This is a genomic window from Micromonospora inaquosa, from assembly GCF_003857055.1.
GTDB classification, from domain to species: Bacteria; Actinomycetota; Actinomycetes; order Mycobacteriales; family Micromonosporaceae; genus Micromonospora; species Micromonospora inaquosa.
The window spans coordinates 44291-71288 of the sequence record NZ_QGSZ01000182.1 but is presented as its reverse complement, the minus strand read 5'-3'; the positions used below and the strand labels follow the sequence as shown (position 1 = coordinate 71288).

The following is a 26998-nucleotide window of genomic DNA, read 5'->3' as shown; positions in this document are numbered from 1 at the left end:
ATGCTCGGCCTCACCCGCCTGCGCCTGCAAAACGCAACCCACCGTGACGAACAAGGCGCCCACCACGACACCTGACCTCTGCAAGATCAGCCGTACTCACCTCTGCACTCCAACGAGTACCCCGACACCTATGGTCGCGCACGGGCAGGGCGTCAAGTTCCGGCAGGACGCCGACCCGCAATGTCAGATAGGCATCCCACGCCGCGCGCCGGGACGGTTCCATCGCTACCCGCCTTCCTGGCGATCTCGCTACCGTCCCGGCTGCCCGGCCGGGTCGAACACGGCCCGCCCAGCAGCGGGCAGGACGCCCGTGTGGCGCAAATGGGCTCGGGCCGCGGTGATCGCCTCGGGTGTATCGGGGAAGACGCGGCCTGCGGCGCGGAGCCTGTCGAGCACTCCGACCGCGGCAAGGGTCTTCTCGTGTCCCGCCTGGATACCGGAGACATAGACCGTGATGCCCCGGCGCTCGAGCCGTTCGATCGCGTCGCGCAGCACAAGCCCGCCGGTGCCGTCAATCGTCGACACCCTGGACATTCGCAGGATCATCACCCGCACATCGGCCACCTCGGACAACTCGAGCAGGAACCGGTGGGCGGCGGCGAAGAACAACGGCCCGTCCAAGCGGTAGGCCACGATGTGCTCGCTGAGCAGTGCGGCCTCCTCGACGTGATGATCGGCGATGTCGAGTGGGACCTCCTCCAGCCGGGCCGCACGCGCGATCTTGCGGATGGCCAGGGCGGCAGCGAGAACGAGACCGATTCCGACCGCGGCGATCAAATCCAGGGCGAGCGTGGCGATCGCGGTCAGAGCCATGATGAGAGCGTCGGAGCGGGTCGAGCGGGCCAGCGCGGCCAGCGAACCCACCTCCACCATGCGGACAGCCGTGGCCAGCAGCACCCCGGCCAGCGCGGCGACCGGAATGTAGGCCACCAGCGGGGCGGCGACCAGCATGATCACCGCCAGCGCGACGGCGTGGGTCAGCGAGGCGAGACGCGACTGGGCGCCGGAGCGGACGTTGACCGCAGTACGGGCGATCGCCGCCGTCGCCGGCACGCCGCCGAAGAGCGGGCTCACCAGGTTCGCCAACCCCTGACCGAACAGTTCCCGATCCGGGTCGTGGCGCTGGTTGACGGTCATACCGTCGGCGACGGTCGCCGACAGCAGACTCTCCAGCGCCGCCAGCGCGGCAACCGCCAGCGCCGAGGTGAACAACGTCGGCACGGCAGCCAGGTTCAGGAAGTCCAGCGAGGGGGCGGGAAGGGTGGCCGGCAGGACACCGATGCGGGTGGCGTCAAGCGACAACAGTTGCCCGATCACGGTAGCCGCGGCCACCGTGATCAGCGAGAACGGCACCGTGGGGCGCCAGCGCGCACCGGCCACCGTCACCGCCGCCACCCCGAGCGCCAACGCCAACGCGGACCAGTGCGGGTGGCCGGCGAACTCGACCACCGCGCGCCAGGCCACCGTCGTGACCTTGTCGCCGTCCGGGTTCGGCACACCCAACGCGGCGGGTACCTGTTGCAGGAAGATCACCGCGGCGATGCCCACGGTGAAGCCCTCCACCACCGGCGCCGGCACGTAACGCACGTATCGTCCGGCGCGGAGCAGGGCCAGAGCCAGCAGAACCAGTCCCGCCAGCGCACCGACGGTGAGCACACCGCCAGGTCCGTACCGGGCCACGATCGGCACCAGCACTACCGTCATCGCCCCGGTGGGCCCAGACACCTGCAGGTTGGAGCCGCCGAACAGCGCGGCGAGGATTCCGGCCACGATCGCTGTCGCCAGACCTGCGGCCGCCCCCAGGCCGGACGACACCCCGAACCCCAGCGCCAACGGCAGCGCGACCACCGCAACCGTGAGCCCAGCGACGAGGTCACGGCGGGGGGCCCTCCGCATCGCCGCGACATCAGCACCCGTCGGCAGGAGTGAAACTACCCGGTGCCAGGTCGAGCGGGCGAGCATCGCAGCGCTCACCGCGGGACCCGGATCGACTGGTCGTCGGCGTGGGCCTGGTCTGCCCGGAGGGTCTCCAGCAGCTCAGCCTGGCCTGCCAGCATTTCGGTGAGGAAGCGGCGGGCCGCCCCCATCAGATCCGCCACGTCCGGTCCCGCGAGGGCGTAGACGACCGCCGACCCATCCCGCCTGGACGTGACGATCCCCGCCCGACGCAGCACCGACAGTTGCTGAGACAGGCTCGACGCCTCAATGTCCACGTCGGCAAGCAGATCCCGCACCGTCATCGGACCCTCGCCGAGCAACTCCAGCACCCGGATACGCACCGGATGCCCGAGCGTGCGGAAGAACTCCGCCTTCCTCTGGTACAACAGCACCGCCACACGCCCTCCCAGTCCCGACCAACAACTCGGCAATTGAATACCTCTTCATATTGTCGAAGTCGTTGACCCCGCTCGCAGTGATCCTCGCCACCCCGGGTAAGGCGGTGGAAAGTGGATTGCGCACCACCACGGACGTGCCGCCGGTGATCAGGACGCGGGTTCACCCCGATGCGCCAGGCGCCTTCCATCTGCAACTGCGCGGCCAGAGTCGTGACAACCCCGCAGTCGCAACCGGCACGCCGACGGCGGGGCGGTCGAGGAATCGGATCAGGGCGAGTCCCGCCAAGGGCAACGGGGCCGATGAAGCCCTGCAGCAGCGCGACGACGAACAGGACCTTCGCCCATTACCGGGGCGAGGTGGCGGGACCGCTGTCCAAGCCCAGACCAGCACTGCCGGCGCGGCGCACTTGCCAGCCGAGCGCCAGCATCAGCGCGAATACCTACCGGACCACGGTGGGAGCGGCATGGGGTCACGCGCTCCCCTGCCGCACGCATCGGTGCAGCTGGTTTGCATCCGCCGCTGCCACCGGAAACACCGAGGTCGGGAGTCTGTTCTACCTCTGCGGTCAAGGACGGGTGCAGTCTCGTCATCGTGAGGGACTGGCGGCCCGCCGCGTACAAGATCGTCCACCTGTTGCGGCAGTCTTCTGCAGTCGGCGGTGCACGGGGTTGACCTAAAGCTCTGGGTTGGTGCCGGCGAGCAGATCCTGCACGCCGGTGAGGTGAAGTACTCGCTGAATGTGTCGTGAGGCCCCAACGACCCGCAGGTTAGTGGCACGGTCGCTGGCGGCGCGTTGTGCGGAGATCAAAGCTCGGATACCGGCGCAGTCGAGGAAGGTCACCGCGGTCAGGTCTATGACGAGTTGGGTGGGGTGGTCAGCCGCAAGCGTTGCCTCGACCACGGCGTAGACGTGGTCGGCGGTGGCCATGTCGATCTCCCCCACGACCTCTAGCCGTAGTAGGTGGTCGGTCTCCCGGTGCCGGGTTACCACAAGCGCGGGTCGGTTCAACCGTCCTTTCTTATGACAGGGCGGCTGCCTGCTCTGCCCGCACGCGCCCCCACCATGTGGGTAACTCTAGCCAAGAGCTCCTCCCTCACCGAACGAGCCGGCCGGCACCACAGGGACCCCGTTTAACCAGCCCAGTGACACGAGCAGGTCGAGACAGGCGCGTAGATGGGCCAGCAGTGGCGGTTGGTGGCGCCGACCTCGAGGAGAAGCCCACGGTGTGGGCATGCGCGGTGGGGCGGCAGGGGAAGAGACCGAAGCAATTTTCGGGCTGGCAGTCGGAAACGACGGCTATGGCCTACCGCCGTGGCGCGGGGCAGGCCGGCCACCTTGGCGTCTGCCTGGGGGTGGTGACGACCCTCTCCGCGTTCGCCCGGCGGCGTGACGGCGTCGCCGCGCAGCGGGATGTCATGGCTGATGCGCTCCAGGGTGACGAGGAAGCCGAGGAGCATCGGTCAGTCTGCCGGAACCGTCGTCCGGAACAGGACCTATATGAGGCTCCTTCGTGCGGGGGCTGCGACAGCTTCTCAGGTATTCGCGGCGCGCCCGGCGGTCGGAGGCAGATCGCGGCCCAAGGGATGCATTTTCTGCTAGATAAGCATCTGCTAAATTAGGCAACTGATTGGTGACGGGGCGGCCAGCGGGCGCAGGACGCCTGGGACGGGCTGCGGCATCCGAAGGGGGTTGATGGTGAGGACCGAATCGAGAATCTTCAGTTTGGTCGCGGTGGTCTTCGCGCTGTTCGGGGCCGTCTACATCGCTTGGACGACGCAGGTCTACGGGCACCCCGAGTGGGCTGGAGCGACTGCGTTGCTGCTGTCCTGCGCACTGTGCGCGATGTGCGGCCTGTACTTCGGCTTCGTCGCTCGCCGGATCGCACCCCGCCCGGAGGACCGGGCCGACGCGGAGGTCGCCGACGGCGCCGGCGAGGTGGGGTTCTTCAGCCCTGGCAGCTATTGGCCGTTCGGCCTGGCGGCGGCCTGTGCCGTGGCGGGGTTGGGCTTGGCGTTGTGGCAGGCGTGGCTGATGGGCGTCGGCGCGGTTGCCGTGATCCTGGCTGCCGCCGGATTGTTGTTCGAGTACTACACCGGCACACGACGGACCGCTGAGCACTAAAATCTTCGGTCCGGCCTGCCGCGCGGCGTGCGGGACCCGGTGCTGCCGAGGGGTGATGTCGCGGTCGCTGCGCGGTCGGCTGTTTCTGGCGGAGCGGACGGGTGGTGGCAGACCACCGCCGCGTCGTCGGCGCCGCTCCGGGCCACGCCCGGCAGGTGGTTTCGGCTGCTGGCTCAGATCCGCGCGCTCACCGACCCAAGCAGGGCCGGATGAGTCACCTCGCTAATACCGCCCGTCCCGGCAGCCTCATCCACTTGCTAATGTTAGCAATCATGAATACTTGGAAGTTTGCACTGCCGTCCGCAGGCTCACGGACGGCAGTGGTGGAAGTTGTCCGACGCTTGGGCGGGCTCGGCGACACCAGCAGCTCACGCGGCTGTGTCGTGCTTGCGTTGGACGGCGGATTGGATGGCGGCGCGGCGCATCGCCTCGTGGGGAAGATCGACAGGATGGGTGGCTACCGCGACGGCGTCGTCGTCGACCTCGGCGGTCTGCGGGGATGGACATCCGAGGGTTTGCAGACGCTGGCACAGCGGACGGGATCAGCGTCGCAGGCGTCGGTCGCGGTGTGTGCCAGCCCCGCAGGCTTCGCATTGGCGACCGTCGGGAAGACGCCGACGTATCCGTCCGCGGACCTCGCCGTGCAGGGTTTGCTGGGCAGGTTCGCGGATCGATACGGCCGTGTGCCGGCTGGTCGGACGCTGAGTCTGATGCTGCGGCACAGCCAGCGGTCGTTTCCGGCGCATCCGTCGCAGACGTTCGCCGCACGTCACTGGCTACGCGCTGTCCTAACCGAGTGGCGGTTGGACGGTCGGATCGATCAGGCGGTGCTGGCCCTGACGGAACTGGTCACCAACAGCATTCGCCACACCGACAGCGACACGTTCAGTGTGACGCTACGGGTGCGGCGCGATCGACGCGGGGCACGGATCCTAACTGTCAGCGTGGGAGACTGCGCCAGCGCCATGGACACCGCCGCGCCGGACGTGAACCTCACGAAGGCCGACGGCGGACGGGGACTGCGCGTCGTCAATGCGATGACGGACCGCTTCGGCTGGCATCCGGCGATCGGCCGGCCCGGCAAGGATGTGTGGTTCTCGCTCATCGCCGGCCAGGATGTCGGCCGGTGCGCGACTCGTCCCTGACCGCCCATGGCGCCAGCGGCTCTGGCGAGCGCAGAAACCCGTAGCTCCGGGCGGCGCTCCCTGAACGGCGGGGACGGGCGCGACACGGCCAGAGGCAAGGGCGACGGGCTCGTCGTGAGAGCGCAGTCACCGTGGGCGGCCCGCGCGCCGGCCGCCGGGGCGAGCCGGCGGCACATACGCTCACCGGTCAACGGGCACGTCCGATAGGTCGCAACACAGGTCGCGCACCCTGCCATAGGACCCGTCGGACAGCCGCCGCGGTACGGCGAGCGCGGCCGGCGCTGGCGGCGCGGATCAGCGCGGCGGCGAAGGCACTCGACGTGCTCAAGAAGTCCCGCACGGCTCACCCCCGGGGCATGGAACCCTTCCGCCCGACAGGTCGGACAAGCGCACCTCGTGGCCCGAAAACCCAGACGCCCTGAAAGCCGCGTATACCGACGTTTATTGATGTTGACATCGCACGTCGAACATCACCGAAAGGGTGGGTACCCCCAGCCGTCGTGCTGTTGCTAAACTGCGCAATTGATGGAAGCAGCAGTGGAGGGTCAGCGGCGCCCGGGGGGCGATCCGGCGTTCGCCGCGGTACTTACGGTGCGTGCCGACACGCAAGAGGCTGCCGTGTCGCTGCTGGACTTCCTCGAGCCGGGCTGGGGCGTGTCGGTGCTGCCGTGGCACGTGGCTGGTCAGCAGCGGCTGCTGGTGCAGGTCGACGGTGAGGACGCGTTGCGGCGGGTGCGGCAGGCGGCGGGCCGGCGACGTCGAGTTATCGGCTGGGTGGACCGGCTGTGGATGGTGTCAGCGGGTGGACGGGTGCAGGTGCGGCCTCGGCTGCCGGTGCGCTCGGCGGAGGATTTGGCACTGGTGTACACGCCGGGCGTGGGTCGCCTCGCCGCCGCCATCGCGGCGCGTCCCGCGGCGGCGGTGGAGGTGACGGGCCGGCCGAACCGGGTGGCGGTGGTCTCCGACGGCACCGCAGTCCTGGGGCTGGGGGATGTGGGGCCGCTGGCGGCATTGCCGGTGATGGAGGGTAAGGCCGCGCTGTTCGCGCAGCTAGCCGACATCGACGCGGTGCCGATCTGCCTCGACGCCGGCGACCCCGACAAGGTGGTCGCGGCGGTGCGTACCCTCGCGCCGACGTTCGGCGGGATCAATCTGGCGGACATCGCCGCGCCGGCCTGCTTCGACATCGAGCGGCGCCTGCAGGACGTGCTCGACATCCCGGTGTTCCACGACGATCAGCACGGCACCGCGGTGGTGGTGCTGGCCGGGCTGCGCAACGCGCTCCGCGTGGTCGGTAAACAGCTGGAAACCGCGCGCATCGTGGTGATGGGTGCCGGCGCCGCCGGCACGGCGGTGGCCCGGCTGCTGCTGCGTGCCGGCGCGAGCGACGTGACGGTGTGGGCACGTCAGGGTGTGCTCGGCCCGCACCTCGACGAATTGCCGGCGCACAAGGTGTGGCTGGCCGAGCACACCAATCCGCGTCGAATCCGCAGCGGGCTGGCGCACGCGTTGGTCGGCGCGGACGCTGTCGTCGGAGTCAGCCGCGGTGGGCTGCTGAGCTCGCAGATGGTGGCCGAAATGGCGCTGCGGCCGGTGGTGTTCGCGCTGGCGAATCCTGAGCCGGAGATCCGCCCGGAGATGCTCGCCGGGCTCGACCCGGTGATCGCCACCGGACGCTGCGACTACCCTAACCACATCAGCAACGCGCTCGTGTTTCCCGGCGTGTTCCGCGGGGCGCTCAACGCCCGGGCGCCGCGGATCACCACAGCGATGCTGCTGGCCGCCGCGGACGTGCTCGCCGGCCTGGTCGGCAAGGAACTGCTCGGCCCGCGCCGGCTGCTGCCCGACGTGCTCGACCCGCAGGTGGTGCCGACGGTGGCCGCCGCGGTCGCCGCTGTCGAGGCGTCCCGGCACCACGCGGCCGAGCACGCCGGCGATGAAGGCTGGATCGATGAGTAAGGTGGTGGCGGTGAGCAGGCCCCTGTACCAACTGAAGGCAGACTTCTTCAAGACGCTGGGACATCCTGCCCGCATCCGAGTGCTGGAGCTGCTCAGCGACCGGGAACACTCGGTCGGCGAAATGCTGCCCGAGGTGGGCATCGAGCCGGCGCACCTGTCGCAGCAGCTGGCGGTGCTGCGCCGGGCCAACCTGGTGGTCTCGCGCAAGGAGGGATCCACCGTGTACTACGCCCTGACCAGTCCGCACGTGGCCGAGCTGCTGACTGCGGCGCGCCGGATCCTGTCCGAGGTGCTGGCCGGACAGGCTGACCTGCTGCGCGACCTGCATGCCACCGTACCCGCCGCCAGTGCAACCTCCCCTTAGGTCACCGGCGGCTCGCGGTTCTTCCGCCGACCATCCCTTCGCCCCCTCGATGCGGTCGGCGGTTCCCGGGCGGGCGCCCCGGTGCGGGGCGCCCGCCCACCCCGCGCACGGCGCCCTACCATCACCGACGGCCCTATTTGTGGCTTGTCGAAACTGGGTGGAGTTGTGGTGGACCGCTCGCAACTTAGTCTTTAACTTGTCCGGCGTCCGTGGGGATTCTCTTCTCTCTTCCCGGTGTCCTGGTGTTTGTCGTGGTCGCGTGGAAAGTCGTGACCCGGGTGTACGACGGCTGTTGCGACGGCCGGGTGGGCGTGCCGGCTTGGCCGGAAGGCTTTCAGTGCGACGCGGGGCAACATCGAGTCCGGCTGCTGCGCCGTTGTGCTGAATACGTCTGATGTCGGGATGAGCGTGGTGGTGTCGGAGGCGTTGTCCTGCAGCTCGATCGGCAAGAAAATCTGGTTGCGGGCAGGGATCTGCGTGTTGTAGTCCCGCACGTATTCTGCCGTGCTTGCCGTGCTTGAGCCGGGGCGCCGGATTGGTGAGCAAGGCCGTGGCCGCCTCTGTCAGGATCCGGCGGGGGTTACGCGCGCGGTGCGGCGGGGCGGTGCCTCGGCCAGCCGGGCCTGCTGCCGGACGAATTTGGCCTTGCCCGCCAGGCGCTGCTGGTCTCTGGCCACCAACAGCTCCGCGGCCTCGATCTTGTCCGGGTGGCGCTGGCTGAGGGCGGTGGGCTCATACGGCTTGTCCCCGGGCCGACCGGGCTCGTGCCAGGCGGTCGCCGAAACGGGAAAACCGCCAGGGGCAACTGCTGGTAGCAGCCCGCTGCGCGCCGTCGTCAGCGGGTCCTGCCTGGTCCGTGTCGCCCCTAAACTGGTCGATCTGCGCCTCCCCGTCGGCGACGGCGGTTGACAGAGCGTGCGCGGCCCTCGCCCCCAGGCGGAAACGGTGACCGCTGGCATGCTGGCGCCGAACGCGGAGTCTGCCAGCGCGACGACCGCGCCATCTGCATGCGCGCCGCGATGAGGTCGGCGGGATCGGCGTCCCGCGTCAGGAACTGCAGCGATTGAAGCTCCCGCCGGATCGCCATCCACGTCATGCAGTCGGTCGGGGATTCGCCCGTGACGACGGCAGGGCTGTCGGACAGGCCCGTCCGCTCCAGCCCGTCGACGCCGGCTCCCGCATCCGCCGATGGCCTTGGCCCGCCCGCACTGCTCGACCCGCGGTACAGGCGGCGGTGCATGGGCGGCGTCCGCCACCGCAGCCTCGGCGTTCCCCGGCCGGCAAAAGCGCGTCGAGCTCGGACTAACCAGCCGGTGGCGAAGGTCCGCCGAACGGCATGGCGCCCATCTGCCGTCCTGCCGGCGATTAACAGCGGGCACCATGCCGGCGGCGAACACCCGCGGCGTACGTGGCCGATCAGTTGAAGGTCGAGGCGTGGAGGCTTCGGGGTTGGGCTGGTCTCCGGGCTGAAGCAAGTGGGTGCCGGGTGCGTGGGATGTTTCACATTCCATCAGTGTCAACGATTTACCGACTTGCGAAGGTGTTCAATTAGCAAAGTCATAACGCCGTGACGAGGAGAGGGCTGGTGGCGCTGCATCAGAGCAAGGCGGAGTTCTTCCGCAGGCGGGGCCATCCGGTGCGAGAGATGGAGGCGTCGAGCCTGTCGCAGCAGCTGGCGGTGCTGCGCCGGGCTGGGCTCGTCTACAAGTCGCCCGATGGCCGGTGTGGTCTTGCCGGGCCGGACGTGGCCGACCTGACGGGCGCCGCCCGCAGCTTCCTGACCCGGATCCTCACGAGCCGAACGAGTTCCTCGACGCCCCTGCTGACGAGGCCGGCGTGGCGGTGCACCCATGAATGCCGCCGCGGTGGTCAGGCGGGGCTGGGCCCGCGCGCGCGGGCGGCTGCCGTCGATTGCACCACACCGGGCTGCTGTGCCCCGCGCCGCCACGGCCGCTGGTCGGCAACGCGGCGCGGATCACCGGTAGCGAGGTGACCGAGGATGGACAGCAATACGGGTCGGCGGGCGGCGTGGGACACCTACCTGGCCGTGAACCATGGGCTGCTGCGCGCGCTGCGCAACGGCGACAGCGCTGAGGTGATCAACCCGATCCTGGGCGAGGTGGTGATCCGCATCCGCCGGTACGCGCTGATGTGGCCGGCCGACGGGCTGATGCTCATCGCCGCCGCCTCAGGCGCCGTCCGGCTGCTGCGCCAGGACGACCGGGAGGCGCTGATCGGCCTGTCGGTGGCGATGTCCCGCCGGCTGTACCTGCTGTCGGCCGGGCCTGACCGGCTGCATCACCCAGGACGACGCAACCAGAGGGCGGCTTGGACCAAGCGCGCCAAACCGGTAGCGGGTATCAACGAGCGGCGTAAGGCCCGGCACCGCGGACAACAGCACGAGAAAGGTTTGCCCGATGACTGACATGGCAATGTCGCCTGATGCAGCCCCGACCACCCACCCGAAGCTGCTTGCGTGGGTACGGGAGGTCGCCGAGCTGACCACCCCGGCGCAGGTTCGATGGTGCGACGGATCCGACGAGGAGTGGCAGCGCCTGACCGCCCAGCTGGTCGAGGCGGGCACCCTGGTCCGGCTCGATGAGGCCAAGAAACCCAACTCGTTCTGGGCTCGCACCGACCCGTCGGATGTGGCCCGGGTGGAGCAGCAAACATTTATCTGCTCCGCCGATGAGGCCGACGCCGGACCGACCAACAACTGGATGGCCCCGGCCGACATGAAGCAGCTCATGACCGGCTTGTACCGCGGCTGCATGGCCGGACGGACCATGTACGTCATCCCGTTCTGCATGGGACCTCTGGATGCCGAGGACCCCAAGTTCGGGGTAGAGATCACCGACTCCGCGTACGTCGCCGCGTCGATGAAGATCATGACCCGGGTGGGCATCCCCGTCCTGGACGTCATGGGCGAGGACGCCGACTTCGTGCCTGCCCTGCACTCGGTCGGCGCACCCCTGGCCGACGGGCAGGCGGACGTGATCTGGCCGTGCAACGACACCAAATACATCGCCCACTTTCCGGAGGCCCGTGAGATCTGGTCCTACGGCTCGGGGTACGGCGGCAACTCGCTGCTGGGCAAGAAGTGCTACAGCCTTCGCATCGCGTCGGTCATGGGACGCGACGAGGGTTGGCTCGCCGAGCACATGCTGATCCTCAAACTCACCAGCCCCGGCGGTGCCGTGCACTACATCGCCGCAGCGTTCCCGTCCGCGTGCGGCAAGACCAACCTGGCCATGCTGCAACCCACCATGGACGGTTGGACCGTCGAAACCCTCGGCGATGACATCGCCTGGATGCGCTTCGGTGACGACGGTCGCCTGTACGCAATCAACCCCGAGTATGGTTTCTTCGGCGTCGCACCAGGCACCGACTACGCGACCAACCCCAACGCGATGCGTACCCTCGAACGCGGCAACTCGCTGTTCACCAACGTCGCGCTCACCGACGACGGAGACGTGTTCTGGGAAGGCATGGGCACCCCGCCCGCGCATCTGACCGACTGGCACGGCAACGACTGGACGCCGGACTCCGATAAGCTTTCCAGCCACCCCAACAGCCGATTCTGCACGCCAATCAGGCAATGCCCCATCCTGGCGGCCGAGTATGACGACCCGCGCGGTGTACCGATCTCCGCGATCCTGTTCGGCGGACGCCGCAAGACCACTATCCCGCTTGTCGCGCAGGCCCGGGACTGGAACCACGGCGTGTTCATGGGCGCCACCCTCTCCTCGGAGACCACCGCTGCCGCCGTCGGCCAGGTCGGCGTCGTCCGCCGCGATCCGATGGCGATGCTGCCGTTCATCGGCTACCACGCCGGCGACTACCTCGGCCACTGGCTGGCGATCGGCAAGCAGGCCGACAACCCGACCATGCTGCCGAAGATCTTCCAGGTGAACTGGTTCCGCCGAGGCGCCGACGGCCGGTTCCTGTGGCCCGGATACGGCGAGAACTCCCGCGTCCTCAAGTGGGTCATCGAGCGTTTGGAGGGCACCGCCGACGCCGTTGACACCCCGATCGGACTCGTGCCGTACCCGGCCACGATCGACACCGACGGCCTCGAGGTCACCGACGCCGACCTCGCCGCAGCGCTGCACGTCGACGCCGACGAGTGGCGAGCGGAAATCCCGCAGATCACCGAATGGTTCACCCGCTTCGGCGACAAGCTGCCCGCCCAACTGTGGACCGAACTAGACACCCTCACCCACCGGCTCCCATAGCCGCCCGCACCCAACCGGCATGGCCACCCTCGTACGGCAGGCCACGCCAACCTCAGCCCACCCACCCCCAACGCGAGCCGAGAAAACACTGATGACCGTCACACGAACCGAGCTGGCCGTCCACGTCGAAGCAGCCTTCACCACCGGCCCCGCCACCCGCGACCGGATACTCGCCCACGCCGCCGGCAGCCACGCCCGCCCCGAGATCATCGCCGTCCTCCAAGCCCTACCGGACAAGCCATATCCGACGATCCGCAACCTGTGGTACGAACTTGGCCACGTCCCCATCGGCAGCTAACACAGTCTCCGGGATCACGGGACCTTCGGCCCTGGCCTGGCGCGCCCACGGAGGTGGGCATGGAGCGCCATCACAATGAGGAGGTGGTTTGCTTGCCACGCCTGCAGTTCTGGCCGCTGCTCCGCGCCGAGATCCTCGCCGCGACCGCGGCGACCTGCAAGCCACCTTCGGGAACCCCAGCCGGCTGCACCTGCACCGGCCCACGCACTACCACCGCAGCACACGCCGCGTGTTCTACCCGGCAGCCTCCGGCCGCAGAAAAATCCACGCCCGCGCCCTGAATCGCCCTAGCCCGCCGGCACCCCCGTCCCAAAGATTCTGCCGGGGCGGCAGTCCTGCAGCATCAAGTGACCTCATCACGGGTAGTCAGGAGGCACCGCAGAAAATGACCGGAGACGCAACAATGGACACCCAGAGATTTGTTCCTTTACAAGGTCGCCGAGATGCACGTGATAGAGTTGACCGGCCGGTTCGCTACTCGAGTTCCACCTTCCCGGTCGAGTCCGGAATGGCAACTTGGAACGGCTTCTTCATCAGCCAGCGGGGAAAGTAAGCGGTGGCTGAGGGCCATTGAGGTGATCTCAGCGAGGTCCGGCGGCCGTGTGGGGATGACACGGGCGTAACGTCCATACCGGACGGTGTTGGATATGGGCGTGGAGCCATCGATAGACAGGTTCTTGCGACAGGATCCAGTCTTCGAGAGGGCTCCACGTGATCGCCTATCCTGCCAGGCTCGACGTTCCCAGGGAACTCATACAGCACGTGGTGCGGCTGCTTCGTGCCGAGCGTCGCACGGTGGGCACCCGCCCGGGAACTCGTGCGCTGACGTGCTTCTACCAGGCGATCATGGTGTTGGTGTGGTTTCGCAAGGGTGAGGACAAGACCACCCTCGGGGCGGGGTTCGGCGTGTCGAGGGCGACCGCCTACCGGTACGTCGCCGAGGCCGTGCGGGTCCTGGCGGCGCAGACACCCACCCTGCACGACGCGCTGACCCGGGTCGCCGCCGACGGCTGGTCGCACGTGATCCTCGACGGGAAGCTGTTCGACACCGACCGCCTCGCCGAGACCATCGCCACCGTGAAGGACGACACGATCGACGCGTGGTACTCCGGGAAACACCGTGACTTCGGCGCGAACATCCAAGCGATCATGCGCCCCGACGGGCTACCGATCTGGACCTCGGATGCGATGCCCGGACATTTGCACGACCTGACATGCGCCCAGCGGTTGGACGCCACCGGCGCCCTCTACTGGGCGGCCTCCGAACTCGGGTTGCCGACTCTGGCCGACTCGGGCTACGAAGGCGCTGGCCAGGGCATCCACGCTCCATACAAGCAGCCTGCCGACGGCCGCAGGCTCGCGGTCGACAACCGCGCCTACAACGCCGTCCTTCGATCGATGCGGTGCCTCGGAGAACGCGGCTTCGCGATTCTCGTCGGCCGCTGGCGGACCCTACGTCACAGCACAGCCATCCCACGACAGGTCGGCGACATCGTCCGCGCCGCTCTCCACCTCACCCATTTCGAATACCGCTACCTACCGCCTTCTTGTTGAGATCACGTCATTCAGACCCAGAAACCTCCCTCCGAGTTCCTCCCAACTGCGTTGGGAATACGACAAGGCGCCTCGTGGCGCACAAGCATTCCTCGATCGCCCACCGGGCTCCGGCGACCAAGGTGGTGATGGTGGTGCCGGCGGGTCCGGCGCACAGGTAGAACGCCAGCTCGCCGGGGGCGGCGATGCTGCGACGGATCAGGACCCATCGGCTGCGGCCGCTGTCGTCGAGGTCGGGCAGGCCGGCCGTGGCCCAGTCGTACAGCCGTGGCCCCTTCGAGCCGGCCCCGGCCGAGCCGTTTCCACGCCTCGTCAGGGGCTTGTCCGGCCAGGGTGTCGACGCGGGCGGTGCACACCCAGCCCTATCTGCTGGTCGCGGAGCACGGCCACCACGTAGCCGACCCGGCGCTGGTCGCAGAACGTCCGGAACTTCGAGTCCTGGCCGTAGGCCTCGTTCGCGGTGACCCACCGAGCTGGGACCCCGGCGTCCATCGCCCGGGCAAGCATGGCCTGCGCCAGCTGCGGCTTCGTCGCGAATACCACCTCAATCCGCGACAAGACCCTCTACCAGCCCAAACAGCCAAGATCGGAAGCTTCGGCAGCATGCAAACTCGCGTAGAGACTCCACCACCGTCCTGTCCGTTCCCGTGCTCGTCGGGATCGCCGTGCTGCTCGGCTGATCGCGATATCGTGGGGATATCGACCCCATGCCCGAGCAGACTTGGACAGGCATCGTCGTGGGCTCCTAGCGTGGGGAGTGTGATCGTGTCGAGGAGCGGTGCGAGCGAGGGCTGGGACGTCGTCCTCGTCGGCGGCGGGATCATGAGCGCCACCCTGGGCGTGCTGCTGAGCGAGGTGCAGCCGGACTGGCGGATCACCGTCGTCGAGCGGCTCGACGAGGCCGGGCTCGAGAGCTCCAGCGCCTGGAACAACGCCGGTACCGGCCACGCCGGGCTCTGCGAGTTCAACTACACCCCGCGGAGGCCCGACGGCACGGTGGACGTGTCGAGCGCCGTGCGGATCGGCGAGCAGTTCGTCTCATCTCTGGGGTTCTGGGCCCGTCTCGTGGAGCGGGGGGTGCTCGGGCCGCCCGAGGCGTTCATCCACTCGGTCCCGCACCTCGGCTTCGGCCGCGGTGCGGACGGCGTGGCGTACCTGCGGGCCCGGTGGGAGGCCTTGCGGGGCCACCCGCTCTTCTCCGACCTGGAGTTCAGCGAGGACCCCGACGTCCTCGCCTCGTGGCTGCCGCTGATGTTCGAGGGCCGGAACGGGAACGAACCGGTGGCGGTCACCCGCTCGGCGCAGGGGACCGACGTCGACTTCGGCGTCCTCACCCGGCAGTTGCTGTCGGCCCTGCAGCAGCGCGGCGGCGTCGTGCGAACGCGCCAGGAGGTCACGTCCCTGCGCCGGCATGGGCGGACCTGGGTGGTGCAGGTCCGCGACCGCAGGACGGGGCATCGCCGGCGGCTGCGGGCGCCATACGTCTTCGTCGGGGCCGGGGGCGGGACGCTGCCGCTGCTGCAGTCGGCCCGGGTCCCGGAGATCCGGCGGTACGGCGCCTTCCCGATCAGCGGTCAGTTCCTGCGGACCGATCGGCCCGAGCTTGTGGCGGCCCATCGGGGGAAGGTGTACGGGCATTCGGCTCCGGGCGCCCCGCCCATCTCTGTTCCGCATCTCGACCTGCGGGTGGTGGACGGACAGGAGGCGCTGCTCTTCGGACCGTTCGCCGCCTTCTCGCCCCGCTTCCTCACCCGTGGCCGGCTGACCGACCTGGTGCGATCGGTCCGGCCCGGGAACCTCCCGGTCCTGATGGCCGCGGCGCGGGACAACCGCCCGCTGGTGACCTACCTGATCCGGCAGGTGACCCAGTCCGCGGATGCCCGAACGGCCACGCTGCGCCGGTTCGTGCCGTCGGCGAGCGCGGACGACTGGACGCTGATGACCGCAGGGCAGCGAGTTCAGGTCCTCAAGAAGACCGGCGGCCGCAGCACGGTCGGCTTCGGCACCGAGATCGTCACCTCCGCGGGCTCCCTGGCCGCCCTGCTCGGCGCCTCGCCCGGTGCCTCGACCGCCGCGTCGACGATGCTCGACGTGCTCGCGGCGAGCTTTCCGCAGCGCATGCCGGAGTGGGCGCCACAGCTGGACCGGCTCGCGCCGTCGACGCAGACGGTGCGGCAATTCGGCCCCGACCGGCTCGGCGAGGAGGTGACGCGGGCCCGCCGGGTACTCGGGCTGCTGCCGGGGTGAGCACGACGGTCCACGGGAAGGGAGCGGCGGCCTCGTGACCGCAGACCTCATCGGCCGGCTGCGGCATGTGGTCGGGCCCTCCGGCGTGATCAGCGACCCGGACGACATGGCCGGCTACCTCACCGACTGCCGCAACGCGTACGCGGGAACCGCTGCGGCCGTCGTGCGGCCGGGCAACGCCGAGGAGGTGGCCGCGGTCGTCACGGTGTGCCGCGAGGCGGGCGTCGCGGTCGTCCCACAGGGCGGCAACACGGGGCTGTGCGGCGGCGCCGTCCCGGACTCCTCCGGCCGTCAGGTCGTGCTCTCCCTGACGCGATGCGCCGCATCCGCGACCTCGACGTCGCCAAACAGACCATCACGGTGGAGGGGGACTCGAGGTTGAGAAACTACAGATGATGTAGGTTCTCGTCGGTCTTATCGCCCGACGTGTCTCTGGCCAGGGCAGAGCGTTCGGTTTCTCAGGTTGCTGTCGCCCCTTCTCAAGATCGTGTCGCTTTCTTGGCATGGCGATCTGGCGGACCGCGTGACCGACGCTCGGTCGGCTGGTTGCTGCAGGGTCAGGTCGTGCGGCGTGTCCTGCCGATCATGATGGCCTGCGTGATGAAATGCAGTCATGACAGCTCTCTCGTGGCGTGACGGACTGCAGGAACTGCGCCGACTGCTCGCGGCGGAGGGCGGCGACCCGGATTGTATCCGGGACGTGGGCCTCGCGTGGCGTGGCTTCCGGGCGTTCCTCGTGGTCCCGTTGGACGGTCTCTTCGACCGCTGGGAGGGTGACGTGGAAGCGGACACGCTGGTTCTTGAGTTCGGTGTCTCCGAATGGCCGGACGGCCCGCCGCGGCTGCTGCTCGCCCGGCGCTTCGCCATCCCTGCGGTCGAATGGCGCGACGGTGTGCCGGGCGAACCGTCGGGCGGCGAGGATGACCTCGACCTCGCGTATACGGTCCAGATCGAGATGGAGTTGACATTCCCTCCTGGCACCAGTGGGGAGGCCGACGGCTTCTGGACGGCGGCGCGCAGTGGCGAGTTCGAGGTGACGGCACTCGCCGAGGCCGGGGAGCTCGTGACCGGGTTTCGGCTCGGGCGGCCGATCCTCAGCGGGATCGCACTGACGAACTGCAACTAAGGGCTGCTCCTGCCGATCATGAGCCAGATGATTGCCGCGATGAGGAGAGGCTGGTTCGATAGAGCGATGCCCGTTTGGCGTAACGTGTCCCTATGGGTTTCGTCAAGCGGGGACGGGTGCCTGATCTGTCGGTCGTGGTTGGTAGGGGATCTTGTCGCGGAGCATGGCGTATAGGACGTCGCAGCGGCGGCGGGCGAGGCAGATGAGGGCGGCGTTGTGGCGTTTGCCTTCGGCGCGTTTGCGGTCGTAGTAGGCCCGGCTGACGGGGTCGGCGAGGGCTGCGAACGCGGCGAGGAAGAACGCGCGTTTGAGGTTCTTGTTGCCGCCTCGGGGTGGGTGCTCGCCGCGGATGCTGCTTCCGGATCGTCGGGTGACGGGGGCAAGGCCGGCGTAGGCGGCGAGGTGGCCGGGGGTGGCGAACGCGGTGCCGTCGCCGACTTCGAGCAGGATCCGGGCGGCGGTCCTGACGCCGATGCCGGGCATCGAGGTCAGGACCCCGGCAAGAGGGTGCGCATCAAGCATCCTCTCGACCTCGCCGGCGACGTGGTCGCGTTGTCGCAGGACGTCGCGGAGGCTGTCGGCGAGGCGGGGCAGGGTCGTTTCTGCCGCTGTCGTGCCGGGGACGGTGACGGTCTGCTCGTTGAGGGCGGTCATGATCTGCTCGACGAGCCGTTCGCCCATGCGGGGTGCGTGGACGGTGGCGATCGAGAGGAGTTTGCGGCGGCCGGCTTTGCGCAGGCCGACCGGGCCGCCGCAGCGCGAGAGCAGCTCCAGCACAGCTTTGTGCTGCACTTTCGGGCCGAGGATGCGTTCCAGGGCGGGGTGGATCTGGGTGAGAAGTCCCCGGATGCGGTTGGACACGCGGGTGGCTTCGCCGGCGAGGTCGTCGTCGAAGCCGACGAGGACCTCCAGCTCGGCCAGGGTCTCGTCGCCGGTGTCGACCCGCCGCAGCGTGTGCGGCAGAGTGCGGGCCGCGTCAGCGATGACGTAGGCGTCGCGGGCGTCGGTCTTCGCCGAGCCAGGGTGCAGATCTGCGATCCGGCGCATCGCCAGGCCAGGCAGGTAGGCCACCTGATGCCCGCCCGCCCGAGCCACCGCGACCGGCAAAGCGCCGATCGAGGCGGGCTGGTCGACCACGACCAGGATCCGCCCGTGACGGGCGAGTTTGTCGAACAGCTGCCGCAGCCGGACCTCGGTATTCGGCAACGGCGCGTCGTGCAGCCGCTTGCCGTCTGGGGCCAACCCGACCGCGTGGTGGCCCTCTTTACCGACGTCCAAGCCCAGGAAGACGCCATATCCGTCGTGCACCAGACCCGCCTCCACGCATCGCATCGTGGGCCTCGGCCGCAGTCAGGGCGTCGGACTGCCGGCAGCCACGTTACGAAGAGACCTACCCCAACACGGGTGGCCGTGTCCCTATCAGCGGTCCGCCGACGCCACCCGACCCGGCGACAACACCCCCCGGATCATCCGAACGACAGGGGCAGGAAGTCATACCGGGCCAGGCGACCGAGGGTCCCCGGCTGGGGACGATCAAAAAGGTAACGGGCAACCGGGCGCTGATCGGCCGCTGGGACGACGACCATCATGGAGCCGTCCGATGTCTCCGCCGGTCAGGGTTTGACGGTGGCACTCGACCGGGACCGGTGGCGAGCTTCTCGCAGCCGCGGCTTGGCTCATCTTGCCCACCAAACCCGCACCGCGGCACGCGGCGTCGATCCGGCTCGACGGCAGCAGCCGATTGCTGTGCCGGCGGCATGGTTCGAATCCGAGGCGGAACGCGCACGCGGATTAGCGATGCCAGTTACCGTGGCGGGGTGTCAGCGGGGTTGAGGGAGAAGTAGTCCTCCTCTTCCTGGACTAGGTGCAGGCGGAGCACGGCGTCCAGCCCGTACAGGGCGGCTAGAAGGTCCGGCAGCTCGTCGGGACGCAGCCGGCCGGCCGGGTGCTGGGCCAGTTGGCCGCCGATGCGGTCCACCAGCCGGCTGATTTCCACGTGCTCCCGACTCATGGTCGAGGTCGCCTCGTCGCTGCCGAGCGGGCCGGCCAGCGCCGGGTAGAGCTGCTGCTCCTCGGCCGCCTCGTGCGGCAGCACCTCGTCGACCAGCCGGCGGTGCACCTCACGTAGCGCCGGTACGCATTCCGGCGCGTCGGGGCGGGTCGCCACCAGGTCGGCGGTGTCCCGCAGCCGGGCCAGCACATCCCGTACCCCGCCGTGCTGGCCGGCGTACCGGTCGAGCAGTTCCCGGGTCTCCGGCGGGACCTCGCGGCGGCGCAGGCCGCCGCGGAGGGCTCGCAGCGCGTTGACGATGACCAGCACGTCGATGCCCTCCTGGAGGAACGCGCCGGCGACCGGGGGCAGCCCGCCGGCGGCGGCGACCACCATCGCCACCACCGCGAGACCCATGCCGACGGTGGCGCTCTGTACCGCGATTCGGCGTGCGTACCGGGCGATCTCGACGGCGTCGGCGAGCCGGTCCAGCCGGTCGACGGTGAGCACCGCGTCGGCCACGTCGGCGGACGCGGTGGCCCCGGTGGCGCCCATCGCCACGCCGACGTGCGCCTCTGCCAGTGCCGGGGCGTCGTTGACGCCGTCGCCGACCATCACGGTGATCGCCCGAGCGGACTCCTCCTTGACCCGGTCGACCTTCTCCTGCGGCGAGCACTGGGCGATCACGTCGTCCACGCCGACGGTCTGCGCCACCTGCCGGGCGGTACGCGACCGGTCGCCGGTGACCATGATCAGCCGGCTGAGGCCGGCTTCTCGAAGCCGCCGCACGGTGCGCCGAGCGTCAGGGCGTACCGGGTCCTCGAGAAGGATCGCGCCGAGCGGGCCGCGGTCGTCGCTGACCCAGACAGTGGAGCGGCCGGCCAGCTCGGCGCGCTCGCGTACCCGCTGCGCCCACTCGGGCGGCTCACCGGCGAGCTGGCCCACCCGCACCAGGTGCCCGTCCACCCGTCCGGTCACCCCGCGCCCCGGCTCCTCGGTGACATCCGTCGGCTCGGTCAACCGCAGCCCCCGCTCGTGGGCCTGGCGGACGAGGGCGGCGGCCAGCACGTGCGGGGAGAGCTGCTCGACGGAGGCGGCCAGCCGCAGCACGTCGTCCCGGTCGGCGCCCGGTGCGACCACCGTCTCGGTCGCGCGGGGGCGGCCGGCGGTGAGTGTGCCCGTCTTGTCAATCAGTAGGGTGCGGGCCCGGCCCAGCAGCTCCAGCGACCCGCCGTCGCGGACCAGTACCCCGCGCCGGGCTACCCGGGACAGTCCGGAGACGATCGCGATCGGGGTGGCCAGCAGCAGCGGGCAGGGGGTAGCCACCACCAGCACCGCCACCGCCCGCAGGAACTGGCCGGTGAGCAGCCAGGCGGTTCCGGCCAGCAGCAGAGTGAACGGCACGAACGCGGCGGCGTACCGGTCGGCGAGCCGGACCATCGGCGCCTTGTGCGCGGTGGCCTCTTCGGCCAGCCGGACGATCCCGGCGTACGTGCTCTCCGCCGCGTTCTTCGTCGCCCGCAGCCCGAACCCAGCGCCGGCGTTGACTACGCCGCTGGCGACCTGCTCGCCCGCGGCGCGGGTGACCAGCTGCGACTCGCCGGTGACAACCGACTCGTCCAGCGTCGCAGCCTCCTCGACCGTCCCGTCCACCGGTACCACGTCGCCGGGACCCACCACCAGTCGGTCCCCCGCCGCCACCTGGTCCAGCGGCACCAGCTCGATCGCGCCGTCCGGAGTGCACCGCCGGGCCTCCCGGGGGGCCCGTTCCAACAACGCGCGCAGGTCACGGCTGGCCCGGCGCTGTGCGTAGCCTTCCAGCGCCTGCCCGGTGCCGACCATCACGGCGATCACCGCGCCGGCCAGGTACTCGCGGACCAGCAGCGTGCCGACCAGCGCCAGCACCGCGATGACGTCCACCCCGAACTGCCGGCGCCACAGCTGCCGTAACGTCGCCCAGGTGGCCGGCACCAGCGCCGCCAGGGTCACCGCCGCCCAGACCAGCTGGGCCGCCGTCCGCAACCCTGCCAGCCACAGCCCGCCGCCCAGCAGCGCGGCCAGGGTAAGCAGGGTCAGCGGCGCCCACTCCCGCCAGTCCACCCGGCGCCGCCGCACCGGCCGTTCCGGCACGCACTCGTCCGGTTCCGCTCCCACCTGCGAATCGTCTCAGCAGCACAGTTCGCCGCAAGCGGGAACCGGCGTGATCCTTTGCGGGCCGGACGACCCCGTCGAGGGGAATCCGTGTCCGGGCTGACCGGCATCCCGGAGGATGGAGCGGCAACACCACCCGGGACGCGTCCGGAGTGGGGCACGATGTGGGGAAACGAAAGGTCGTGACGATGAGCCAGGAGACGCCGGCCAGGGACCGCCCGCTGACCACCGCGCTCACGCAGGCCGCCGCGACAGCCGGTCTCGCCCCGTCGGTGCACAACAGCCAGCCGTGGCGCTGGACGGTTCTCCCCGACGCGCTGGAGCTGCGGATGGTGCAGGAGCCGCAACTCGCCGCCACCGATCCGGAGAATCGGCTGGTGACGTTGAGCTGCGGCTTGGCGCTGCACCACGCGCGGGTGGCGCTGGCCGCTGAGGGTTGGGCCGCCCAGGTGGAGCGGCTACCCGACCCGGACCAGCTTGAGCTGCTCGCCCGGCTCAGCCGGTTCCGGCAGACCGCGGCCGACGCGGACGCGACCCGCCTCGTGCAGTGCATGCGGGTCCGGCAGACGGACCGGCGGCCGGTCAGCGACGAGCCGGTGCCCAACGCCACGCTCGACGAGATCGTCAAGGCGACCTGCGCGCAGGGCGCCCGACTCCAACTGCTCGGCTCCGACCAGGTGATGGAGTTGGCCGCCGTGGCGGCCCAGGCCGCGGTGGTCGCGGCGGAGGAGCCCGGAGCTGCGGGAGGAGCTCGCGTACTGGACCAGCCGGGCCGCGGCCGGCACCGGGCTGCCGCCCGAGGTGTTGCCCGAGCAGGCCCCGCAGACCACCGTGCCGGGCCGGGACTTCGGCCGTACCGGCACTCTGCCGATTGGCCCCGGGCACGACCGCGCGGCCGTCTACGGGATCCTCTGGGACACCGAGGATGAGCCGGAAAGCTGGCTGCGTGCCGGTGAAGGGCTCTCCGCCGCCTGGCTGACCGCCACCCGGCTCGGCGTCTCGATGGTGCCGCTCAGCGGTGTGGTGGAGACGGACGGCACCCGGCAGACCTTGCGCCAGATGCTGGCCGGGCTCGGCTTCCCGTATTTGGCGATGCGCCTGGGGATCGCCGACCGGGCGCAAGCCGCGCCACCCCACACTCCGCGCCTGCCCACCGAGCAGGTCGTCGACACCTCCGCGGTGGACGCCGGCACCAGGTAGCGGGCCCGTCCCCGGACGCTCACCCGGGGGCGGCCAAGCCAAGGAAACGAGCGCCTCGCGCTTGCCTGTACGGCAGTCTTAAAGCATGGCGCGGCAGCCACCACAGGATGCGCGTGACAAACCCATGCCGGCCGGGCATGACCCACGACAGCTACGCGGCGCCCGGCTCATCGTCATCGATCCCCGCCGAATCGACCTCGCCGAGATGGCCGACGTGCACGTCCAGGCAAGACCGGGATCCAACGTTACATGCTCCCCGGCTACCAGCGCGTCACCGACCCCGACGTGCGCGCCCGATTCAACCAAGCCTGGCATGCGGAGGTGCCCGCCCGGCCCGGGCTACGCATCCTGGACATGTTCGCCTCCGCGAAAGGGGCTGGACGCGTGCACCCTGATCGGGAGTGTCAAGTTAACGGCTGATCTTGGTTGTTGAGGTGGTCAGTGGTTGGCCGGGGTGAGCCGGCCCTCGAAGGCGATCTGGAACGCGTTCAATGGCGCCTTCCAGCGCATGGTCCAGCGCCGGCGTCCGGCCCCGGTCGGGTCGAGGGAAGGTGACGCGAACCGAAGGAGGCTTCTTCGTCCTCGCCTACGCGGCCTACCTCACCTACCTGGTCGTGGCCCGCACCTGATCCCCGAGGGTTCACAATACCGGGCGTGAACTCGCCTTGCGAGAACCGCGTACGGGGGCGGCAGCCTGGACGAAACTGGACCGTGGAGGGCTGCCGGCGGCAAATCGAATGAGGTTCGGAATCGCCGCCTCGTTGCGGGGGCGAACGTGGTGGAGGACAGAGCGATGGATGGCTGGGCCTGGTGTCACGAGGGCTACGATCCTCGCGAGGAGGGCCTGCGCGAGGTGCTGTGCACCGTGGGGAACGGCTATCTGGCCAGCCGCGGTTCCGCGCCCGAAGGCTCGGCGGACGGCATCCACTACCCGGGCACCTACGCCGCCGGAATCTACAACCGCCGGACCAGCGAGGTGGCGGACACCCGAATCGACAACGAATGTCTCGTCAATCTGCCGAACTGGCTTCTGCTGACCTTCCGGATGGACACCGGTCCGTGGTTCGACATCGAGAGCGTGGATCTTCTGGACTACCGCCAGGAGCTCGACCTCCGGCACGCCACGTTGCATCGGCGGATGCGCTTCCGCGACGAGCGGGGCCGCGTCACCGCGGTCACCCAGCGCCGGTTCGTCCACATGCGCCTGCAGCATGTGTGCGTGCTGGAAACCACGTTCGCGGCCGAGAACTGGTCCGGACGCCTGGAGGTGCGCTCGGCCCTCGACGGCAATGTCCGAAACACTCTCGTCGAGCGGTACCGCAGGCTGGCAAGCGATCACCTCCATGCCGTCCGCACGGCCGAGGTCTCCGCCGACTCCGTCCTGCTCGAGGTGCAGACCAACCAGTCTCACGTCCGGGTGGCCATGGCCGCCCGGACGACCGCGCGGGGTGCGGCGAGACTCGACCTGCACCGCCGTCTCGTGGAGCGCGAGGGGTGGATCGGCCACGACATCGCCGTCGATCTCGGCACCGACCGCGCCGTGACGTTCGAGAAGGTGGTCACCGTCTTCACCAGTCGGGACGCCGCCGGCCTGGAGCCGGCTGAGCAGGCCATACGGTGGTTGCACCGCGCGCGCGACCTGGGATCCCTGCTCGCCACCCACGTCACGGCGTGGCGGCACCTGTGGGAACGCTTCTCCTTCGGCGCCGGTGACAACGCCGACGAAACCGAGCTGCTGCGGATCGTACGGCTGCATCTGCTGCACCTGATCCAGACCGTGTCACTCAACAGTGTCGACCTCGACGTAGGGGTACCTGCGCGAGGCCTGCACGGCGAGGCGTACCGCGGCCACGTCCTGTGGGACGAGCTCTTCGTCCTGCCGATCCTGAACCTGCGGACTCCCGCGGTGAGCAGGGGCCTGCTGCTCTACCGGTACCGGCGGCTGCCGGAGGCCCGCGAGGCGGCACTCGCCGCCGGCTACGCCGGGGCCATGTATCCGTGGCAGTCCGGCAGCGACGGACGGGAGGAGAGCCAACGCCTGCACCTCAACCCGGCGTCCGGACGCTGGATACCCGATCCGACCCACCTGCAACGACACGCCGGCATCGCCATCGGGTACAACGTCTGGCAGTACTACCAGACCACCGATGATCGGGAATTCCTCACCCACTACGGCGCCGAGATGCTCTTGGAGATCGCCCGATTCTGGGGAAGCATCGCCAGCTACGACCCCAGCCGGGACCGCTACGTCATCAAGGGCGTGATGGGACCCGACGAATTCCACTCGGGATATCCGGGCGCCAACGACGGCGGCATTGACAACAACGCGTACACCAACGTCATGGCGGTGTGGATACTGCTGCGCGCCAAGGACGCGCTGGACGCCCTCTCGTCGCAGACCAGGGCGGAACTGCTGGACACGCTGCAGATCAGTGCCGATGAACTCGGCCGCTGGGACGACATCACCCGCAAGATGTTCATCCCGTTCCACGACGACGGGGTCATCAGCCAGTTCGAGGGCTACCACGAACTCACCGAACTGGACTGGAACGCCTACCGCGAACGGCACGGCAACATAAGGCGACTCGACCGCATCCTGGAAGCCGAAGGCGACAACGTGAACCGGTACAAGGCCTCGAAACAGGCCGACGTCCTCATGCTGTTCTACCTGTTGTCCGCCGACGAGCTGCGTGACCTGCTCGAGCGACTGAGGTACCGACTCGAGCCGAAGATGATTCCCCGGACCGTCGACTACTACCTGGCACGCACCTCCCACGGCTCGACCCTCAGCGCCGTCGTGCACTCCTGGGTCCTCACCCGCGCGCACCGCGAGCAGGGCGTGGAGCTGTTCTTCCGGGCACTCCGCGCTGACGTCGTCAACATCGAGGCAGGCACCACCCCAGAGGGAATCCACCTCGCCGCGATGGCAGGAAGTGTCGACCTTCTTCAGCGCTGCTTCGCCGGCATCGAGACCCGAGGCGGGCAACTGCTGCTCAACCCGTACTGGCCGGAATCGCTACAGGCACTAAATTTCACCATCCGCTACCGCGAACACGTCCTGACGGTGCACCTAACGGGACGAACAGTGCAGATAGCCAGCGACGCCGGCAAACAGCAGCCCATCCAGGTCTCCTGCCGCGACAAGACCGCCGACTTGAGCCCCGGGTCCCGCCTGACGTTCGCCTTCTGAGGCTGGGCATTGGTTGACGTGACGGGTGAGCCAACCGGGCCCCGCGTCCGACTCGCCTCGTCCGCTTCAGGCCAGGTATCCGCGCTCGACAATGAGGCCTTCCATGATGGGCCTGTTCACGGTGGGTGCGGAAAAGATCTACCGGCATAGGAGGAGGCCGCCACTGGTGATCTTCCCTACCGTCGTAGGAACCGCGTGACAACCGCAACCGTCTACGGGCGGCTCCGAGAGGACGATCAGCGGCAAGCACACCAGGGAGGTCGGCCCTCACCGACCTAGGGTGAGCCCGTGGCTGAAAAGCCCGCCTCGTGGTGGGTGGTGCGGCAGCATGAACCCATGGCGCGGCGTTCACCAGGATACGGGCAACGCGATGCGCTACCCGTCGGGCACGAGCCCGGACAGCCGCTCGAGTTTCTTGTGTACGTCAAGGCCGTCTCGCCTGGCCTTCCGCCGGCACCGACGCCGCGCGGAACTCGGGTCATACGAGTTCCGCCGGCAGGACGGAGCCCATGGATGGCGGGAACTCGTGCGGCAGCTGGCCGCGACCCGTGCTCGATGCCCGTAACAAACAGCGGGGCAACCGGATCGGCACCATCGGTGGTAGCTGTCGTGAAAGTCTTAGAACTGCCCGGGTGAGCGCCTCCGCACATGAACCGGGCAACACCTCAGCGTCCGACATGCGGCATCGCGAGCCACGGGCGCGGCGGTGGCGCGTGGAGGCTCCGCACGGCCTCGCCGGCGTCGAGGTGCTGGCCGGCCTTGACGTCGACCCGGAGCGTGGCCTCGCCTCGGATGAGGTCATTCGGCGACGGTCTGTGGTAGGGCGCAACGCGCCGGCCATGCCCACGCAGAGATCGAGCTGGCGAATTCTGCTCGATCAGGTCCGCAGCGTGGTGATCGTGCTTCTCGCCACCGCGGTCGTGGCGGGTCTTCTCATCGGTGAGACGTTGGAGGCCGCTGCGGTCGCGGTGGTCATCATCGTCAACACCCTCGTCGGCTTTGTCACTGAGCTGCGGGCACTGCGTTCGATGGAGGCGCTTCGCCATCTCACCGCGGCCAGAGCTGACGTGGAGCGCTAGG

General features: G+C 69.3%; 23 protein-coding genes. 17 read left to right on the top strand and 6 right to left on the bottom strand.

Annotation, left to right across the window (positions count from 1 at the left end; genetic code table 11):
* Positions 1 to 249 precede the first annotated feature (249 nt).
* From DLJ59_RS11260 to DLJ59_RS11250, 3 genes are all read right to left on the bottom strand, one after another.
* Complete coding sequence (locus DLJ59_RS11260) at positions 250 to 1962, bottom strand: SulP family inorganic anion transporter (RefSeq protein WP_124772447.1); 1713 nt, start codon at positions 1960 to 1962, stop codon at positions 250 to 252.
* Positions 1963 to 1970: 8 nt separating this feature from the next.
* Positions 1971 to 2336, bottom strand: coding sequence for an ArsR/SmtB family transcription factor (locus tag DLJ59_RS11255; RefSeq protein ID WP_124772437.1), 366 nt, complete (start codon positions 2334 to 2336; stop codon positions 1971 to 1973).
* A 674-nt stretch (positions 2337 to 3010) separates the two neighbouring features.
* A complete protein-coding gene (locus DLJ59_RS11250; protein WP_279635744.1) occupies positions 3011 to 3328 on the bottom strand; it encodes an STAS domain-containing protein in 318 nt (105 codons plus the stop codon).
* Positions 3329 to 4033: 705 nt separating this feature from the next.
* Here DLJ59_RS11250 and DLJ59_RS11245 point away from each other — a divergent pair.
* The 9 genes from DLJ59_RS11245 to DLJ59_RS11205 all read left to right on the top strand — a co-directional run bounded on the left by DLJ59_RS11245 (position 4034) and on the right by DLJ59_RS11205 (position 14014).
* Positions 4034 to 4459 (top strand): cytochrome c oxidase subunit 4, encoded by a 426-nt coding sequence (locus tag DLJ59_RS11245; protein ID WP_167493843.1) that lies wholly within the window; start codon positions 4034 to 4036, stop codon positions 4457 to 4459.
* A gap of 209 nt (positions 4460 to 4668) precedes the next feature.
* Positions 4669 to 5604: an ATP-binding protein gene (locus DLJ59_RS11240; RefSeq protein WP_124772434.1), complete on the top strand. Its 936-nt coding sequence runs from the start codon at positions 4669 to 4671 to the stop codon at positions 5602 to 5604.
* Positions 5605 to 6195: 591 nt separating this feature from the next.
* Positions 6196 to 7563, top strand: coding sequence for an NAD(P)-dependent malic enzyme (locus tag DLJ59_RS11235; RefSeq protein ID WP_158630824.1), 1368 nt, complete (start codon positions 6196 to 6198; stop codon positions 7561 to 7563).
* 10 nt (positions 7564 to 7573) lie between these two features.
* Complete coding sequence (locus DLJ59_RS11230) at positions 7574 to 7927, top strand: ArsR/SmtB family transcription factor (protein ID WP_124772432.1); 354 nt, start codon at positions 7574 to 7576, stop codon at positions 7925 to 7927.
* Between the two features lie 1585 nt (positions 7928 to 9512).
* The gene (locus DLJ59_RS37350; protein WP_244235964.1) at positions 9513 to 9920 is read left to right on the top strand and encodes a hypothetical protein; all 408 of its coding nucleotides are present in this window, start codon (positions 9513 to 9515) and stop codon (positions 9918 to 9920) included.
* 6 nt (positions 9921 to 9926) lie between these two features.
* Entirely contained in the window at positions 9927 to 10352 is a 426-nt protein-coding gene (locus DLJ59_RS11220) for a hypothetical protein (protein ID WP_124772431.1), read from the top strand.
* Positions 10345 to 12162, top strand: a complete 1818-nt coding sequence (locus DLJ59_RS11215; RefSeq protein ID WP_124772430.1) for a phosphoenolpyruvate carboxykinase (GTP) — start codon at positions 10345 to 10347, stop codon at positions 12160 to 12162. Before DLJ59_RS11220 ends, DLJ59_RS11215 begins: the two co-directional genes overlap by 8 nt.
* Positions 12163 to 12253: 91 nt before the next feature.
* The gene (locus DLJ59_RS11210) at positions 12254 to 12460 is read left to right on the top strand and encodes a DUF2795 domain-containing protein (protein WP_157743217.1); all 207 of its coding nucleotides are present in this window, start codon (positions 12254 to 12256) and stop codon (positions 12458 to 12460) included.
* A gap of 765 nt (positions 12461 to 13225) precedes the next feature.
* Positions 13226 to 14014, top strand: a complete 789-nt coding sequence (locus tag DLJ59_RS11205) for a transposase family protein (RefSeq protein WP_244235959.1) — start codon at positions 13226 to 13228, stop codon at positions 14012 to 14014.
* Between the two features lie 312 nt (positions 14015 to 14326).
* On the opposite strand, the gene DLJ59_RS11200 is transcribed toward DLJ59_RS11205, so the two are convergent.
* Positions 14327 to 14557 (bottom strand): transposase, encoded by a 231-nt coding sequence (locus DLJ59_RS11200; protein WP_089020055.1) that lies wholly within the window; start codon positions 14555 to 14557, stop codon positions 14327 to 14329.
* 222 nt (positions 14558 to 14779) lie between these two features.
* On the opposite strand from DLJ59_RS11200, the gene mqo reads away from it, so the two are divergent.
* The 3 genes from mqo to DLJ59_RS11185 all read left to right on the top strand — a co-directional run bounded on the left by mqo (position 14780) and on the right by DLJ59_RS11185 (position 17387).
* Positions 14780 to 16261, top strand: coding sequence for a malate dehydrogenase (quinone) (gene mqo / locus DLJ59_RS11195; protein WP_208648632.1), 1482 nt, complete (start codon positions 14780 to 14782; stop codon positions 16259 to 16261).
* A gap of 34 nt (positions 16262 to 16295) precedes the next feature.
* Positions 16296 to 16643 (top strand): FAD-binding oxidoreductase, encoded by a 348-nt coding sequence (locus tag DLJ59_RS11190; RefSeq protein WP_197701128.1) that lies wholly within the window; start codon positions 16296 to 16298, stop codon positions 16641 to 16643.
* Positions 16644 to 16874: 231 nt separating this feature from the next.
* The gene (locus tag DLJ59_RS11185; protein WP_124772428.1) at positions 16875 to 17387 is read left to right on the top strand and encodes a hypothetical protein; all 513 of its coding nucleotides are present in this window, start codon (positions 16875 to 16877) and stop codon (positions 17385 to 17387) included.
* Positions 17388 to 17489: 102 nt separating this feature from the next.
* Here the strand turns inward: DLJ59_RS11185 and DLJ59_RS11180 are convergent, their stop codons facing one another.
* Both DLJ59_RS11180 and DLJ59_RS11175 read right to left on the bottom strand, forming a co-directional pair.
* Positions 17490 to 18719: an IS110 family RNA-guided transposase gene (locus DLJ59_RS11180; RefSeq protein WP_124772427.1), complete on the bottom strand. Its 1230-nt coding sequence runs from the start codon at positions 18717 to 18719 to the stop codon at positions 17490 to 17492.
* A gap of 472 nt (positions 18720 to 19191) precedes the next feature.
* Entirely contained in the window at positions 19192 to 21531 is a 2340-nt protein-coding gene (locus DLJ59_RS11175; protein WP_089020052.1) for a heavy metal translocating P-type ATPase, read from the bottom strand.
* Positions 21532 to 21716: 185 nt separating this feature from the next.
* Here DLJ59_RS11175 and DLJ59_RS11170 point away from each other — a divergent pair, with 185 nt between their 5' ends.
* From DLJ59_RS11170 to DLJ59_RS36320, 5 genes are all read left to right on the top strand, one after another.
* Positions 21717 to 22457 (top strand): nitroreductase family protein, encoded by a 741-nt coding sequence (locus DLJ59_RS11170; protein WP_425271411.1) that lies wholly within the window; start codon positions 21717 to 21719, stop codon positions 22455 to 22457.
* Complete coding sequence (locus DLJ59_RS38265) at positions 22360 to 22728, top strand: hypothetical protein (RefSeq protein WP_425271410.1); 369 nt, start codon at positions 22360 to 22362, stop codon at positions 22726 to 22728. Before DLJ59_RS11170 ends, DLJ59_RS38265 begins: the two co-directional genes overlap by 98 nt.
* A 491-nt stretch (positions 22729 to 23219) precedes the next feature.
* A complete protein-coding gene (locus tag DLJ59_RS36325) occupies positions 23220 to 23357 on the top strand; it encodes a hypothetical protein (protein WP_157743214.1) in 138 nt (45 codons plus the stop codon).
* 164 nt (positions 23358 to 23521) lie between these two features.
* Complete coding sequence (locus tag DLJ59_RS11165) at positions 23522 to 25918, top strand: glycoside hydrolase family 65 protein (RefSeq protein ID WP_124772426.1); 2397 nt, start codon at positions 23522 to 23524, stop codon at positions 25916 to 25918.
* Between the two features lie 713 nt (positions 25919 to 26631).
* Positions 26632 to 26997 carry a cation-transporting P-type ATPase gene (locus DLJ59_RS36320; RefSeq protein ID WP_158630823.1) on the top strand — a complete coding sequence of 122 codons (366 nt, stop codon included), beginning with the start codon at positions 26632 to 26634 and terminating at the stop codon, positions 26995 to 26997.
* Position 26998: the final 1 nt, after the last annotated feature.

What these genes read in the sequence shown, in the direction of transcription:
- DLJ59_RS11260 (WP_124772447.1), bottom strand. Translation starts at nt 1,962, where the DNA reads ATGCTCGCCCGCTCGACCTGGCACCGGGTAGTTTCACTCCTGCCGACG.
- DLJ59_RS11240 (WP_124772434.1), top strand. Translation starts at nt 4,669, where the DNA reads ATGAGTCACCTCGCTAATACCGCCCGTCCCGGCAGCCTCATCCACTTG.
- DLJ59_RS11220 (WP_124772431.1), top strand. Translation starts at nt 9,927, where the DNA reads ATGGACAGCAATACGGGTCGGCGGGCGGCGTGGGACACCTACCTGGCC.
- DLJ59_RS11215 (WP_124772430.1), top strand. Translation starts at nt 10,345, where the DNA reads ATGACTGACATGGCAATGTCGCCTGATGCAGCCCCGACCACCCACCCG.
- DLJ59_RS11210 (WP_157743217.1), top strand. Translation starts at nt 12,254, where the DNA reads ATGACCGTCACACGAACCGAGCTGGCCGTCCACGTCGAAGCAGCCTTC.
- DLJ59_RS11185 (WP_124772428.1), top strand. Translation starts at nt 16,875, where the DNA reads ATGACAGCTCTCTCGTGGCGTGACGGACTGCAGGAACTGCGCCGACTG.
- DLJ59_RS11180 (WP_124772427.1), bottom strand. Translation starts at nt 18,719, where the DNA reads ATGCGATGCGTGGAGGCGGGTCTGGTGCACGACGGATATGGCGTCTTC.
- DLJ59_RS11170 (WP_425271411.1), top strand. Translation starts at nt 21,717, where the DNA reads ATGAGCCAGGAGACGCCGGCCAGGGACCGCCCGCTGACCACCGCGCTC.
- DLJ59_RS36325 (WP_157743214.1), top strand. Translation starts at nt 23,220, where the DNA reads ATGGCGCCTTCCAGCGCATGGTCCAGCGCCGGCGTCCGGCCCCGGTCG.
- DLJ59_RS11165 (WP_124772426.1), top strand. Translation starts at nt 23,522, where the DNA reads ATGGATGGCTGGGCCTGGTGTCACGAGGGCTACGATCCTCGCGAGGAG.